The 13,613-nt window shown below is 64.9% G+C and carries 15 protein-coding genes; 11 read left to right on the top strand and 4 right to left on the bottom strand.

Annotated elements, in window-relative coordinates; translation table 11 throughout:
• The first annotated feature begins 1 nt into the window (after position 1).
• Entirely contained in the window at positions 2-538 is a 537-nt protein-coding gene (locus VGD10_RS04485; RefSeq protein ID WP_331039603.1) for a biotin transporter BioY, read from the top strand.
• 1 nt (position 539) lies between these two features.
• The gene (locus tag VGD10_RS04480; RefSeq protein WP_331039602.1) at positions 540-1,001 is read left to right on the top strand and encodes an NUDIX domain-containing protein; all 462 of its coding nucleotides are present in this window, start codon (positions 540-542) and stop codon (positions 999-1,001) included.
• Here VGD10_RS04480 and VGD10_RS04475 read toward each other — a convergent pair.
• Both VGD10_RS04475 and VGD10_RS04470 read right to left on the bottom strand, forming a co-directional pair.
• A complete protein-coding gene (locus tag VGD10_RS04475) occupies positions 998-1,345 on the bottom strand; it encodes a GntR family transcriptional regulator (RefSeq protein ID WP_331039601.1) in 348 nt (115 codons plus the stop codon). The two genes, VGD10_RS04480 and VGD10_RS04475, sit on opposite strands and share 4 nt — an antisense overlap.
• 43 nt (positions 1,346-1,388) lie before the next feature.
• Complete coding sequence (locus tag VGD10_RS04470; protein WP_331039655.1) at positions 1,389-1,970, bottom strand: nitroreductase; 582 nt, start codon at positions 1,968-1,970, stop codon at positions 1,389-1,391.
• Positions 1,971-2,099: 129 nt separating this feature from the next.
• Between VGD10_RS04470 and VGD10_RS04465 the strand changes: the two genes are divergently transcribed.
• From VGD10_RS04465 to VGD10_RS04450, 4 genes are read left to right on the top strand one after another with little or no spacing between them, the layout of a single operon-like run.
• Complete coding sequence (locus tag VGD10_RS04465) at positions 2,100-3,698, top strand: peptide MFS transporter (protein WP_331039600.1); 1,599 nt, start codon at positions 2,100-2,102, stop codon at positions 3,696-3,698.
• Complete coding sequence (locus VGD10_RS04460; RefSeq protein WP_331039599.1) at positions 3,698-5,089, top strand: amidohydrolase; 1,392 nt, start codon at positions 3,698-3,700, stop codon at positions 5,087-5,089. The genes VGD10_RS04465 and VGD10_RS04460 overlap by 1 nt, the downstream gene beginning before the upstream one ends.
• Positions 5,086-6,471, top strand: a complete 1,386-nt coding sequence (locus tag VGD10_RS04455) for an amidohydrolase family protein (RefSeq protein WP_331039598.1) — start codon at positions 5,086-5,088, stop codon at positions 6,469-6,471. Before VGD10_RS04460 ends, VGD10_RS04455 begins: the two co-directional genes overlap by 4 nt.
• Positions 6,468-7,175, top strand: a complete 708-nt coding sequence (locus VGD10_RS04450) for an NnrU family protein (RefSeq protein WP_331039597.1) — start codon at positions 6,468-6,470, stop codon at positions 7,173-7,175. The genes VGD10_RS04455 and VGD10_RS04450 overlap by 4 nt, the downstream gene beginning before the upstream one ends.
• Here VGD10_RS04450 and VGD10_RS04445 read toward each other — a convergent pair.
• Positions 7,140-7,544 (bottom strand): DUF1003 domain-containing protein, encoded by a 405-nt coding sequence (locus tag VGD10_RS04445; RefSeq protein WP_331039596.1) that lies wholly within the window; start codon positions 7,542-7,544, stop codon positions 7,140-7,142. The genes VGD10_RS04450 and VGD10_RS04445 overlap by 36 nt on opposite strands.
• A 236-nt stretch (positions 7,545-7,780) precedes the next feature.
• Positions 7,781-9,058, bottom strand: coding sequence for a dicarboxylate/amino acid:cation symporter (locus tag VGD10_RS04440; protein ID WP_331039595.1), 1,278 nt, complete (start codon positions 9,056-9,058; stop codon positions 7,781-7,783).
• Between the two features lie 103 nt (positions 9,059-9,161).
• Here VGD10_RS04440 and glmM point away from each other — a divergent pair, with 103 nt between their 5' ends.
• From glmM to VGD10_RS04415, 5 genes are all read left to right on the top strand, one after another.
• Positions 9,162-10,496 carry a phosphoglucosamine mutase gene (gene glmM / locus VGD10_RS04435; protein ID WP_331039594.1) on the top strand — a complete coding sequence of 445 codons (1,335 nt, stop codon included), beginning with the start codon at positions 9,162-9,164 and terminating at the stop codon, positions 10,494-10,496.
• Positions 10,496-10,723, top strand: coding sequence for a DUF1272 domain-containing protein (locus tag VGD10_RS04430; RefSeq protein WP_331039593.1), 228 nt, complete (start codon positions 10,496-10,498; stop codon positions 10,721-10,723). The genes glmM and VGD10_RS04430 overlap by 1 nt, the downstream gene beginning before the upstream one ends.
• On the top strand, positions 10,720-11,532 hold the full coding sequence (gene thiD, locus VGD10_RS04425; protein ID WP_331039592.1) for a bifunctional hydroxymethylpyrimidine kinase/phosphomethylpyrimidine kinase: 813 nt from the start codon (positions 10,720-10,722) through the stop codon (positions 11,530-11,532). The genes VGD10_RS04430 and thiD overlap by 4 nt, the downstream gene beginning before the upstream one ends.
• A 59-nt stretch (positions 11,533-11,591) precedes the next feature.
• Positions 11,592-12,221 carry a ribonuclease HII gene (locus tag VGD10_RS04420; protein WP_331039591.1) on the top strand — a complete coding sequence of 210 codons (630 nt, stop codon included), beginning with the start codon at positions 11,592-11,594 and terminating at the stop codon, positions 12,219-12,221.
• A 184-nt stretch (positions 12,222-12,405) separates the two neighbouring features.
• Positions 12,406-13,536, top strand: a complete 1,131-nt coding sequence (locus VGD10_RS04415; protein WP_331039590.1) for a site-specific DNA-methyltransferase — start codon at positions 12,406-12,408, stop codon at positions 13,534-13,536.
• Positions 13,537-13,613: the final 77 nt, after the last annotated feature.

The raw sequence follows: 13,613 nt of genomic DNA, 5'->3' as shown, positions 1-13,613 counted from the left end.
GATGAAGCCGCCGATTTCCGTCCGCAGCAATGGTGTGCGCCTGCTCATGGTCGCTGCGGGCGTAGCGATCCTTGCGCTCTCCTCGCGCGCGCAAGTTCCGATGGAGCCGGTGCCCTTTACGCTGCAGACGCTGGCGGTTCTGCTTTCAGGAATGCTGTTCGGGTGGCGGCTTGGGTTGCTGATCGTGATTGCCTGGCTTGCCGCGGGAGCGGCGGGACTGCCCGTATTCGCGGGCGGCTTGGGCGGGTGGCAAAGGTTCTTGGGCCCGACGGGCGGCTACCTCGGCGCCTTTCCTGTCGCAGCGGCGGCAGCAGGCTGGCTCGTGGAGCGCGGCTGGAATGGACGGAGGCCCGTTCACGCCTGTGCCGCTGCGCTGATCGGCCATGCCGTCTGCCTGCTGCCCGGCACGCTGTGGCTTTCCACCTTCGTCGGCAGGAACGAGGCGGTCGCAAATGGTCTGCTGCCATTCATCCCGGGCGCGATCCTGAAATCGGTGGCCGCGGTGGCCGTGCTGATGCTCGTCGGCCGGAGGAAATAAGATGGCAGTCCCGACCAGCGCCGGCATTCTCCTCTATCGCCAACGGGGCGGCGGGATCGAAGTGCTGCTCGCCCTCCCAGGCGGGCCCTATTGGCGAAACCGAGATGAGGGCGCCTGGTCGATCCCGAAAGGCATGATCGAGCCGGGAGAGGATGCCGCGGCAGCGGCGGCGCGGGAATTCGAGGAGGAGTTGGGGGCGAAGCCTTCTGGCGAGCCGGTCCATCTATGCCGCATCCGTCAAAAGGGCGGTAAATGGGTAGAGGCTTTCGCTTTGGAGGGCAATTTCGATCCGGCGGAGCTCAACAGCATTCACTTCGAGATGGAATGGCCACCGAAAAGCGGCCGTTTCCAAAGCTTTCCGGAGGTGGACCGTGCTGAATGGTTCGGCTTGGCTCAGGCGCGGGCGAAAATGCTGGAGAGCCAGCTTCCGATCCTCGATGCGCTTGAGGGGCTGAAGCCTTAAGCGAGCGTCCGTTCGACTAAATCGGCCGCGTCGATGTCGAGCCGACGCATGTGCGCGGCGATTGCGGGCCAGCGTTTCTCCAGGAACTCCTTCCGCTCCGATGCGCGGAGCCGGGCAGTGGCGCCTTCGGCAACGAACATGCCGACGCCGCGCTTCACCACGATCAGCCCTTCGTCCTGGAAGGTCTGATAAGCCTTCGCAACTGTCAACGGGTTGGCGCCATATTGGGCAGCGAGCGAGCGCACCGAAGGGAGCGCGTCGCCATCGCCAACCTCTCCATCAAGGATGGATGCGGCGATGGTGTCGCGAAGCTTCAGGTATACGGGGCGATCGTCGTTAATCATTAGCGCCATACTGTACTAACACAGCGGCAAGGTCAAGTATGCCTCAGCCGTTCCATTCCGAGAGGACGTGATCGAGGGACGGACGCGGCCTCTCCTCCAGCGGGTGCGCGGGCGTGCCGATGTAGAGGAGGCCGGCGATCCGCTCGTCCTCGCCATGCGCAAAGGCGCGGCGTACCTCTTCCGAATAGGTCGACCAGCCGGTGATCCAGCCGCCGGCAAAGCCCATTGCGTGAGCCGCGTGAAGCAGGTTCATGCAGGCCGCGCCGCAGCTAAGCTCCTGCTCCCAGACCGGGATCTTGTGATCACGGATCGGGCTTGAAAGCACCACCACAAGCGTCGGCGCCTGATAGGCGAGCCGGTCGACCGCTTCTTCCTCGGCTCGGCTCGGCTCCGGATTGGCGACGCGGAAGGCTTGGTGAAGGAGCTGTGCAAAGGCGCCGCGCTTCTCGCGCGGCACATGCACGAAGCGCCAGGGCGCGAGCTTGCCGTGATCCGGCGTCCGGCTGGCGACCTTTACGATCTCGCGCAGCTGTTCCGCGTCCGGGCCCGGTTCGACGAGGTCGCGGGGGCGTCCGGAGCGGCGTGTCTGGAGCAGCGAAAGGGCTGAGGAAGTATCGTTGAGCATGAAGCCTGCCACATAGGAAGCCGCGGCCTCCGCAACAATCCGCTTCACAAGTGCGTTTTCCACGTTAGTCTGCGCGCCTTTCGAAGCTGCCCGAAGAGGCGGCGCTCAACGGTATGGAGTAGCGAGCCAGTGGCCACCAATCCTTCTGCCCTTCCGCACGGAGATTCCCGCGGAACGATCCTCGGACATCCCAAGGGGCTGTTCGTCCTGTTCTTCGCCGAGATGTGGGAGCGCTTCTCCTATTACGGCATGCGGGCGCTGCTGATCTTCTACCTGACCAAGCATTGGCTGTTTTCGGACGAGCAATCCGGCATCATCTACGGCGCTTACACGGCACTCGTTTACATCACGCCGGTGGTCGGCGGCTATCTGGCGGACCGATATCTAGGGCAGCGAAAAGCCGTGTTGTTCGGGGCTGTGCTCTTGACGCTCGGCCACTTCTTCATGGCTTTCGAAGGGGAGCCGGCGGCCGGTAATGCCGATAATCCGGTCATTTACGTCTTCTGGCTCGCGCTGGCGCTGATCATCGTCGGCTCGGGCTTTTTGAAGGCGAACATATCGGTGATCGTGGGTCAGCTTTACCCCCGCACGGATGCGCGGCGGGACGGTGCCTATACGATCTTCTACATGGGCATCAATCTCGGCGCCGCGATCGGTTCGCTGCTCTGCGGTTATATCGGGGAAACCTATGGCTGGGGCTACGGCTTCGGCCTTGCCGGCATCGGCATGCTGCTCGGCCTCGCCGTCTTCGTATGGGGCAAGCCGCTGCTGCTCGGCCGCGGCGAGCCGCCTCGTCCTCTCGAAAAAGGTCGGGAATATTCCCTCTACGGCGTCGGCCTGGTGCTGGTCGCCGTCTGCTGGGCGCTCATCCAGTTCCAGGAAGTGGTTGGCGTACTGCTCGGCGTGTTCGGCCTCGCGCTCGTCTCCTTCGTCATCTTCACAGCGGTGACGAAGCTGGATCGTGAAGACCGTGACCGCATCTTCGCGGCGATGTTCCTCATCGTCACGTCGATCATCTTCTGGGCGCTCTTCGAGCAGGCGGGCTCCTCGCTCAACCTGTTCACCGACCGCTATGTGGATCGCGGTGGCGTACCGGCATCGACCTTCCAGTCGATCAACGCCATCTACATCATCCTGCTCGCGCCGGTCTTCGCGACCTTGTGGACCGTGCTTGGGCGCAAGGGGCTGGAGCCGTCGGCGCCTTTCAAGTTCGGTCTCGGCGTCGTCCAGGTCGGCCTCAGCTTCCTGGTCCTCGTCTGGGGCGCGCAGGCGGCCGGCGTCGACGTTCCGACCCCGGTCATCTTCATCTTCCTCATCTACCTCTTCCAGACCACCGGCGAATTGTGCCTTAGCCCGGTTGGTCTGTCGGCCATGAACCGGCTTGCGCCGGCGCATATGGCCAGCCTCATCATGGGCACCTGGTTCTTCGCTTCCGCGACCGGCAACTTCGCCGCGGGCATGATCGCCGCCGCGACGGGCGCCGAGGGTGTGGGCGAGGAAGCCGGAAAGACCGTGGTGCTCGACGTCTATACGACGGTCGGCTGGGTCGGCGTCGGGGTTGGCGTCGTCGTTCTCGTCATTGCGCCGCTCATCAAGAAGCTGATGCATCTCGACACGCTTCGCGACAATCAGGACGAGGAGCTTGCGGGCTACAAGGAAGTCGGCGAGCGCGAAGCCGCCGGCATGTTCCCGGAGCGTGAAACCAAGCCCAGCAGAAAGCCTATTTGATGAAGCTAAATGGGGGGGCGGCGCTCGCCGTCATTGCGTTGCTTTCGGCCTGCACGGCCAACAACAATGAAGTGAAGTCGGCATCGTCTGAGCCAGCGGCTCCGGCGACTGCTGCGAGGGATGCTTTTCCCTCCACTTACCGGCCTTATCCCGGCGTCCCGACTTTGGTGAACAACGTCACCATCTTCGACGGCGAAGGCGGGCGGATCGAGCGGGGCTCGGTGCTGTTCGCGGATGGCAAGATCGTCGGTGTCGGTCAGAATGTCGCCGCGCCTGCCGGTGCGACCGTCATCGACGGCACCGGCAAGTGGGTGACGCCGGGCATCATCGACATTCACAGCCACCTCGGCGGCTATCCTTCACCGTCGGTCGAGGCGCATCAGGACGGCAATGAGGTTACGGGTCCGGTCCGCTCGGAAGTGTGGGCGGAGCATAGCGTCTGGCCGCAGGATCCGGGCTTCAGCCGTGCGCTCGTCAATGGCGGCGTGACCGCGCTCCATGTTCTGCCGGGCTCGGCGAACCTGTTCGGCGGCCGCGGCGTAACGCTGAAGAACGTCTATGCACGAACCATGCAGGGGATGAAGTTCCCGGGTGCGCCCTACACGCTGAAGATGGCGTGCGGCGAGAACCCGAAGCGCGTCTATGGCGGCCGCAACCAGATGCCGGCGAGCCGCATGGCGAACGTCGCCATGGTTCGCCAGACCTGGGCCCGTGCGCAGGATTACCGCCGCAAGGTTGAAAAGGATGCGAGCACCCCGCGCGATCTTCAGTTGGAGACGCTTGCAGGCGTTCTCGACGGCGACATCCTCGTTCAGAACCATTGCTACCGCGCCGACGAAATGGCCATCATCATGGATGTGGCGAAGGAGTTCGGGTACAAGGTCGCCGCCTTCCACCACGCGGTCGAAAGCTACAAGATCGCCGATCTCCTCCGCGAGAACGGCGTCTGTTCGGCCATGTGGGCCGATTGGTGGGGCTTCAAGATGGAAGCCTATGACGGCATCCAGGAGAATATTCCCTTCGTTCACAATGCGGGCGCCTGCACCATCGTCCATTCGGATGACGAAAACGGCATTCAGCGCCTGAACCAGGAAGCGGCCAAGGCGCTCGCCAACGGGCGTCGCGCCGGCATCCAGATCCCGGACGAGATCGCCTGGACCTGGCTCAGCATCAATCCAGCCAAGGCGCTCGGCATCGACGTCCAGACCGGCAGCCTTCGCCCCGGCAAAATGGCGGACGTGGTGCTGTGGAACGGCAATCCGTTCAGCGTCTACACAAGGCCCGAACGGGTCTGGGTGGACGGCGCGCTCATGTACGACGCCAACGATCCGCGCCGCAGGCCTGTCAGCGACTTCGAGCTTGGCCAGCCCGGCGAAGGAGATGTGAAGTGAAGCGCCTCCTGATCCTCGCCGCGGCGCTGTGCGCCTCGACGTCCGTTGCGGCGCAGACCGTCGCGATCACCGGCGGCACTGTCGCGCTCGGGGACGGCTCCGAGCCGATCGAGGGCGGCACTGTCGTCGTCCGCAACGGCCGCATCGTTGCGGCCGGGGGCGGCGTTGCCGTCCCGGCCGGTGCCGAAGTTGTGGACGCCACCGGCAAATGGGTGACGCCCGGCCTCATCGCGGCCTTTTCGCAGGTCGGCCTTACGGAAGTGGATGCGGTCGCAGCCTCGAACGACACGTCGGCAGACGACTCCCCGTTCAGCGCGGCGATCGACGTCACGCCGGCCATCAATCCACGCGCATCGGGCGTTTCCGTCAGCCGCGGCGGGGGGATCACCCGCGCCGTCGTGGCGCCTTCGACCGGCAAGAGCATTTTCGCAGGGCAGGGTGCGGTGATCGACCTCGGTTCCGACATGGAGCCGATCACCCGCGCCCGTGCATTCCAATATGTCGTGTTCGGCGAGTCCGGCGCGGACGAGGCGGGCGGAAGCCGCGCCGCCAATTTCGTGCTGTTCCGCAACGCCCTTCGCGAAGCCCGCGATATAGGCCGCTTCGCTCCTATCTCAGGCGGAGGTGGGCAACGGGAGCCACGCGCCAACGATCAGCGCGACTTCCCGCTGGAGGAAGTGCCTGACAACCGGCTGCTCGGAAGCAATGTCAGTCGTTCGGACGACGTTCTTCTCACCCGCTTCGATGCCGCGGCGCTGGTTCCGGTGCTTCAGGGGCGGCAGCTTCTGGTCGTGAACGTCGACCGTGCAAGCGACATCCTGCAGGTGCTTCAGCTGAAGCGGGAATTCCCGAACCTCCGGCTGGTGCTGGTGGGCGTTGCCGAAGGCTGGACCGTCGCCGACCGCATCGCCGCCGCCGGCGTTCCGGTGATCGCTGATGCGCTTGCGGACCTTCCCGCCTCGTTCGAACAGCTTGCCGCCACCCAGTCCAATGTCGGGCGGATGCGCGCGGCGGGCGTCGACGTCTCCGTCGCCTTGATCGGCGATGCGCGCCAAGTGCGGCTGTCAAAGCAGTCGGCCGGCAATCTCGTTGCCCTCGGACGTGTCCCCGGCGCCTCCGGGCTTAGCTGGGGCGAAGCGCTCGCCTCGATCACCTCGCGCCCTGCGGAAGCTTTCGGGCTCGGCGGCGAGATCGGTTCGCTCCGGCCCGGACGACGTGCCGACGTGGTGGTGTGGGACGGCGATCCACTAGAGAATAATTCGGCGCCGGTGCTCATGATGATCGACGGCGTTCAGCAGCCGCTCGACAATCGGCAGACCAAGCTTCGCGACCGGTATCGCAACCCGCAGGAAGGGCAGCTTCCGAAGGCCTACGACCGGTGAGCTCCACCGTCAGCCTTGCGCTGGCGACCGTGGCCTTTGTCGGCCTTCACTTCCTGATGTCGCACCCGCTTCGGCCCGCGATGATCGCGCGGCTGGGCGAGCGCGCCTTTGCCGGCGTCTATTCGCTGATCGTCGCCATCCCCTTCGTATGGATGATCTTCGCCTGGCGGAGCGGCGATGATTACGGCCCGCAATATATCGCGCCGATCTGGTGGTGGCCGGTTGCGTCCGCGATTATGCTGTTCGCGCTCATTCTGCTGGTCGGATCGTTCATGAAGAACCCGGCCTTGCCGCATCCGGGCGCGAGTTCCGCCACCCGGGCCGTGCGGCCCGCAACCGGCGTGTTCGCGATCACGCGGCACCCGATGAATTGGGCTTTCACGCTCTGGGCTATCGTCCACATCACGCTCTGGGGCAGTCCGCGCAACCTGATCGTCGCTGGCGGCATCCTGATCCTCGCTCTGTTCGGATCGATCGGACAGGACCGGAAGAAGGCCGGGCTTTACGGCGATGCCTGGCGCGGCTGGGAGGCGCGGACCTCGTTCGTGCCGTTCGGCGCCCTCTTCACCGGCAAGGTACCGTGGCGCGCGGCCAATCCGAGCTGGGTGCCTCTGCTGGTAGGTTTTCTGCTGTGGCTCGTGATCACCTGGTACCACGCGCCGGTCGTGTCACCGATTGGATCGCTTGGCCGCGGCTTCGGCTGATTTCTCGCTGGTTTCGATTGCGTCGAGCACGGCCTCAGGAGCGACGTTCCGCTTCAACTCCTCGACTTCGCCGCCGGCCGCCTCGTGGAGGCCGAGATGCTTGCTGATCTCCGACACCATGGCGACGAGCTTCGTCACTTCATGTTCGGACAAAAGGCTGATCTGAAGGTCGAGTTCGGCCCGCTTTTCCGCCGTGGCGGCCATCCTGTTCTGCGTGATGAGCACGAATGTCGAAAGGAAGATCGCCTCGACCGACGCGACCATCGCCAGCACCACAAAGGTCGGATCCCAAGGCTTGAGCCCCAGCCAGCCGAGATTAGCCATGATCCAGAAACCGTAGAGGGCGAGGTGAATGTAGACGAACGCCATGCTGCCGGTGAAGCGCGTGACGCGGTTGGCGACACGCTCCTGCAGGCTGGCGTTCGCCGCCTCGTCGCGCCGCCGCTGCTGAAGCGCCTCGATATTGCGGGCGAGGGCGCTGTTGAGGCTTCCAGGTTCCGGCGGAGGAACGGTCGGGTCGAAAGATCGCTCTGATACGGCTATGACGCGGGCTCCTCAGGCAGCCTTGTTGCTGCTGAAGAACAAGCAGGCGGCGGAGGCGGTTCCTAGGCGTCCGCGCCGAACAGGCGGCCCTCCTCGGCCTCGTCCGTTTCAACGGTTTCGCCGGTCTGGCGGCTGACCGTGACGGTGACCGCAATGTCCATCATCACGTTGCCGAGCGTGCGGATGATGTCGGGCAAAACTTCGACGGCAATCAGCAGGGCGAGCGCCTCGATCGGAACGCCGAGGATCAGGCAGATGGGCGCGATGGCGGTGACGAAGCTCACTTGGCCGGGCAAGCTGACCGATCCCATCGAGGTCAGCACCGCAGCGAGGATGGCGACCGCATATTGCGCGGGGCCCACTTCCACGCCGAACCAGTTCGCGACGTAAAGCGCCACGGCGATGTTCATGGCCGGGCCGGTGGCGCGGAGCAGCGCGACGGCGAGCGGCAGAACCATTCCGGCAGTGCGCTCGGGCACGCCCAGCGCCTCGGACTTCTTGAGCATGATCGGCAGGCAGGCGAGCGAGGATTGGGTGCTGACCGCCAGCGCCTGGGCAGGCGCGATCGTGCGGGCAAACCGCCCGAATGGGATACGCCCCCCGAAGACGCCGAGAGGATAAGCGAGCAGGGACATGACCAGTCCGACCGCGGATACGACCAGTATGTAGTGGACGACTGCCCCGAATGCCGCGGAGCCGGAACGCGCGCCGACGACGAAGGCAAGCGCGAACACACCGATCGGCGCGAGCTTCAGCACCCATTCGATCACCACGATCATCGCATCGGCAAGCGCGCTGAAGAAGCCGGTAAGGAGCCCCCGCGGTTCCACCGGAAGGCGCGTGACGGCAGCGGCGAAGATGCCGGTGAAGATGATCAGCGGCAGGATCGCATCGCTTGCGGCGGCGGCGATGGGGTTGGTCGGCACGAGCGAGCGCAGGAAGTCCGCGAAAGGCGGCACTTCGCCGACTTCGCTGGTGGTAGTGAGCGCGCTCCTCAGAGCCGCGGCGGACGCTTCGGGCATCGGTGCTATCGACAGGAAGAACGGCGTCAGGAACGCGCCCACGACGGCTGAAAGCGTCATCAAGCCGATGATCCAGGCGAGCGCGCGGCCCGCAATCGCTCCAGCCCGCGCCGCTTCCGCGGTCTGGGCAATGCCGGTCACCAGCAAAGCGACGAGCAAAGGCACGATCGTCATCCTGAGGCCGTTCAGCCAGAGGTTGCCGATCGGGTCGGCGACGCTTGCGGCACTGGAAGCGAAATCGGGCGCCCACCTCCAGGCGGCAAAGCCAAGGGCAAGGCCGGCGGCGAGTGCAAGAAGAATGCGAGTGGCTTGAGACATGCCGGCCCTTTGGACTGAGTTGCGGGTGGAAACAGGCCGCCCGTTCGCGCTATCAGCCTCTCTCACACAGGCTTTTCAAGCGAAAACAGAAACAGGGATTTCAATGTCGCGTAAGTTTTTCGGCACGGACGGGATCAGGGGGCGGACCAACGAGGCGCCGATGACGGCGGAAATGGCGCTCCGTGTGGGCCAGGCGGCGGGCGCGCGCTTCCTCCGCGGCGACCATCGCCACCGCGTCGTAATCGGCAAGGATACGCGGCTTTCGGGCTATATGATGGAGTCGGCTTTGGTCGCGGGCTTCACCAGCGTGGGTATGGACGTTGTCATGGTCGGGCCGATGCCGACGCCCGCAATCGCCATGCTTGTCCGCTCGATGCGCGCCGACCTCGGCGTGATGATCTCGGCCAGCCACAATCCCTTTTACGACAACGGCATCAAATTGTTCGGTCCCGACGGCTACAAATTGTCCGACGAGGACGAGGCCGAGATCGAGGGAATGATCGAGGCGGGCGTAGAACTCGTCGCCTCTGAGAAGATCGGGCGAGCGCGCCGGATCGATGACGCCCGCGGCCGCTACATTCACTTCGCCAAGTCCACTTTCCCGGAGCATCTCCGGCTCGACGGCCTCAAGGTCGTGATCGATTGCGCGCACGGCGCCGCCTACAGTGTTGCGCCCGAAGCCTTGTGGGAGCTTGGCGCGGAGACGGTTGCGCTGGGCGTTTCGCCAAACGGCACCAACATCAATGACGGCGTCGGATCGACTGCGCCGAAGCTCCTCCAGGAGCGGGTGGTGTCGGAAGGCGCCGACATCGGGATTGCGCTCGACGGCGATGCCGACCGCGTCATCATCGTCGACGAGAAGGGAACGGTGATCGACGGCGACCAGTTGATGGCGCTGATTGGCGTTTCCTGGGCGAATAGCGGTCTTCTCTGCGGCGACGGGATCGTTGCGACCGTGATGTCGAACCTCGGGTTGGAGCGCTTCCTCGCCAGCCGCGACCTCAAGCTCATCCGCGCCGCCGTCGGCGACCGCTATGTGCTCGAGACGATGCGGAACGGCGGCTACAATGTCGGCGGCGAGCAGTCCGGCCACATCATCCTGTCCGATTATGTGACCACCGGCGACGGCCTCGTTGCTGCGCTTCAGATCCTTGCCTGCCTCGTCGAGAGCGGCAAGCCGGCAAGCGAGCTGCTCCGCCAGTTCGAGCCGCTGCCGCAGCTTTTGAAGAACGTCCGCTTCGACGGCGGCCAGCCGCTGGAGGCGACCAGCGTGAAGGCGGCGATCGCTGATGGGGAATCCCGCCTCAACGGCACCGGCCGTATCCTGATCCGAAAGTCCGGCACCGAGCCGCTGATCCGCGTCATGGCGGAGGGCGAGGACGAAAAGCTGGTGCATGAAGTTGTCGACAGCATCTGCGATGCGGTGAAAGCCGCCTGATGCTGGACATGCGCCCCGATTGCGAACGCTGCGGGCGCGATCTGCCGCCGGATAGCGGCGATGCGCATATCTGCTCGTTCGAATGCACCTTTTGCACGGAATGCGTGGAAGGGCCGCTCGGCGGCGTCTGCCCCAATTGCGGCGGCAATTTTCGGCCGCGTCCGACGCGCGCCGAGCACCTGCTCGAACGCTATCCAGCCGCGACGGAGCGGAAGAGGCCGCGTTGAAGCCTCCGCGCATCCTGATCATCGCCGGTTCCGACAGCGGAGGCGGGGCTGGGATCCAGGCGGACATCAAGACGGTGACGATGCTCGGCGGCCATCCCATGACCGCCATCGCCGCGCTGACGGCGCAGAACACGCTTGGCGTCGAGGGCGTGCTGCCGGTTTCCGCCGATTTCGTGCTGAAGCAGATCGACATGGTAGCGAGCGACATCGGCGTCGATGCCGTTAAGATCGGGATGATCGGCTCACCCGACACCGCACAGGCGGTGGCGGAGCGGCTCGAAGCGATGGAGGGGGTTCCCATCGTCTTCGACCCAGTGATGGTCGCATCCAGCGGCGCGGTCCTGGCCGACGAAGCCACGATAGCCGCCTTCGAACGGCTGACGGCGGCGGCGACCGTCGTGACCCCGAACCTCCCGGAGCTTGAGGTGCTGAGCGGCATGTCCGCAACCTCGCTCGACGAGATGGAAGTCGCTGCACGGGCTTTGGCCGAGCGCACCGGGACCACCGTCCTTGCCAAGGGAGGGCATTTGCGGGGCCCCGCGCTCACCGACATGCTTGTCGAGCCAAGTGGGAAAGTCAGTCGCTGGCACGGCGAACGGATCGACACGCCGCACACGCACGGCACCGGCTGCACCCTCGCAAGCGCCATCGCGACTGTGCTCGGACGCGGCCGCGCGCTGAAGGACGCGGTCTGGACGGGCCGCGACTATACCCGCGCCGCCCTCCTTGCCGCTCCCGGCTACGGAGCGGGGCATGGACCGATGGGGCACGCGCTCGGCGTCGTTCCGTTCGAGGAAATCCACAGATAAGCGGCGAGCCGTTGCGGCTTTCGCTGGCGGGATCGGCGAGCGCTTTCTAGGCTGCGGCCATGGCCGCGCCCTGCTTCAAGATCGAAAAAGCCTATCCCGAACCGCTTGCCGGCGTGGACGAAGCGGGCTGCGCGCCGCTCGCGGGGCCGGTCGTTGCGGCTGCGGTGGTGCTGGACCGGGCGCGTTTCCCGCGCGGCATCAATGATTCGAAGGTCGTGCCGGTCAAGGACCGGGAGGCGATCTGCGCCCGGCTCTACAAGGTCGCTAAGGTCGGCGTCGGCATCGCCACGGTCGAAGAGATCGACAGCCTCAACATCTATTGGGCGCGGATGCTGGCGATGCAGCGTGCGGTGGAAGCTCTCGGCTTCGATCCAGCCTGGGTGCTGGTCGACGGCAATGCCTGTCCACGTTGGGATCGGCCTTCGAAGGCGATCGTCGCTGGCGATGCGAAATGCCGGTCGATCGCCGCCGCCTCCATCGTTGCCAAGGTCACCCGTGACCGGATCATGGCCGACTATGCACGCGACTATCCGGGCTATGGCTGGGAGACGAACAAGGGCTATCCGACGCCCGACCATTGCCGCGCACTAAAGGCGCTGGGCGCGACGCCGATCCACCGCCAGAGCTTCGCCCGCGTCCGCGAGCAGATGCAGCTCGAGCTTCTCCCCACCGCTATTGCGGCGGAGTGAGTCTTTCCCGTCACACCACTTCATCTTGAGTCCGGGCCGGCGCTGCTCACGCCAGATGTAGCGGGGACTCCTTTCGTTCCCGGAACATCTTAACACTTATGAACAGCGGCGCCTAAACGCTTGTTCTTGACCGCGGAGTCCGGCTGACTCAGTTTCGCGTCCTTGTGCTGAAAAGGGGGCGGCGATGAGCGCGCTGACGTTCGTTGGAAATGTGAAGAAGCGCGCCAAGGCCGCGCCTGCCGAAGGGCTGCCGCTGAACCGGATCCTTCAGGACGATTGCGTCCGCGCGATGGCTTCGCTTCCGGACGCGAGCGTCGACATGATCTTCGCCGATCCGCCCTACAATCTTCAGCTCGGCGGCGACCTGTTCCGGCCGGAGGGAAGCCGAGTCGATGCAGTCGACGACGATTGGGACAAGTTCGACACCTTTCAAGCCTATGACGACTTCACCAAGGCGTGGCTGAAGGAAGCGCGCCGCATCCTGAAGCCCGACGGCACGCTCTGGGTGATCGGCAGCTACCACAACATTTTCCGCGTTGGCGCCGCGTTGCAGGACGAAGGCTATTGGATCCTGAACGACATCGTCTGGCGGAAATCCAATCCGATGCCGAATTTCCGCGGCACCCGCTTCACCAACGCGCACGAAACCCTGATCTGGGCGAGCCGGTCTGAGGACAGCCGCTACACGTTCAACTACCGCACGATGAAGGCGCTGAACGACGACCTCCAGATGCGGTCCGACTGGGTGATCCCGATCTGCTCCGGCGGTGAGCGGGTGAAGGGCGAGGGCGGCAGCAAGGCGCATCCGACCCAGAAGCCCGAGGCGCTTCTCTACCGAATACTCCTCGCCTGCACGAACAAGGGCGATGTCGTCCTCGACCCCTTCTTCGGCACCGGCACGACGGGCGCCGTGGCGCGGCGGCTGGGGCGCAACTGGATCGGCATCGAGCGCGAGACCAAATATGTGAAGGTCGCGAACGAACGGATCGCCTCGACGCTGGAGCTCGACGAGAGTGCGATGAAGACGATGGTCTCCAAGCGGGCCCAGCCGAAGGTGCCGTTCGGTGCCCTCGTCGAAACCGGCATGATCGAACCGGGCGCGATCCTCACGGACAGTAAGCGCCGCTGGCGCGCCAAGGTGGGTGCTGATGCGTCGGTCGAACTATCCGGCAAGCAGGGTTCGATCCACCAGATCGGCGCCGCCGCCCAGGGTGCGCCAAGCTGCAACGGCTGGACCTTCTGGCATGTGGAGCAGGGCGAAGGTCTCGTCTGCCTCGATGATCTCAGGCAGAAGTATATTTCCGCGCTGGACTAGCCGCACTTTCGCCATAGCATCGCCGGATGACCAGAATCGGGGCGAGAGGGCTTAGGTCCGGCAGAAATGCTTTCCCG

Source organism: Allosphingosinicella sp. (assembly GCF_036402135.1).
Classification (GTDB): Bacteria; Pseudomonadota; Alphaproteobacteria; order Sphingomonadales; family Sphingomonadaceae; genus Allosphingosinicella.
The sequence above is the reverse complement of the archived record's forward strand: the minus strand, read 5'-3'. Positions and strand labels throughout refer to the sequence as shown.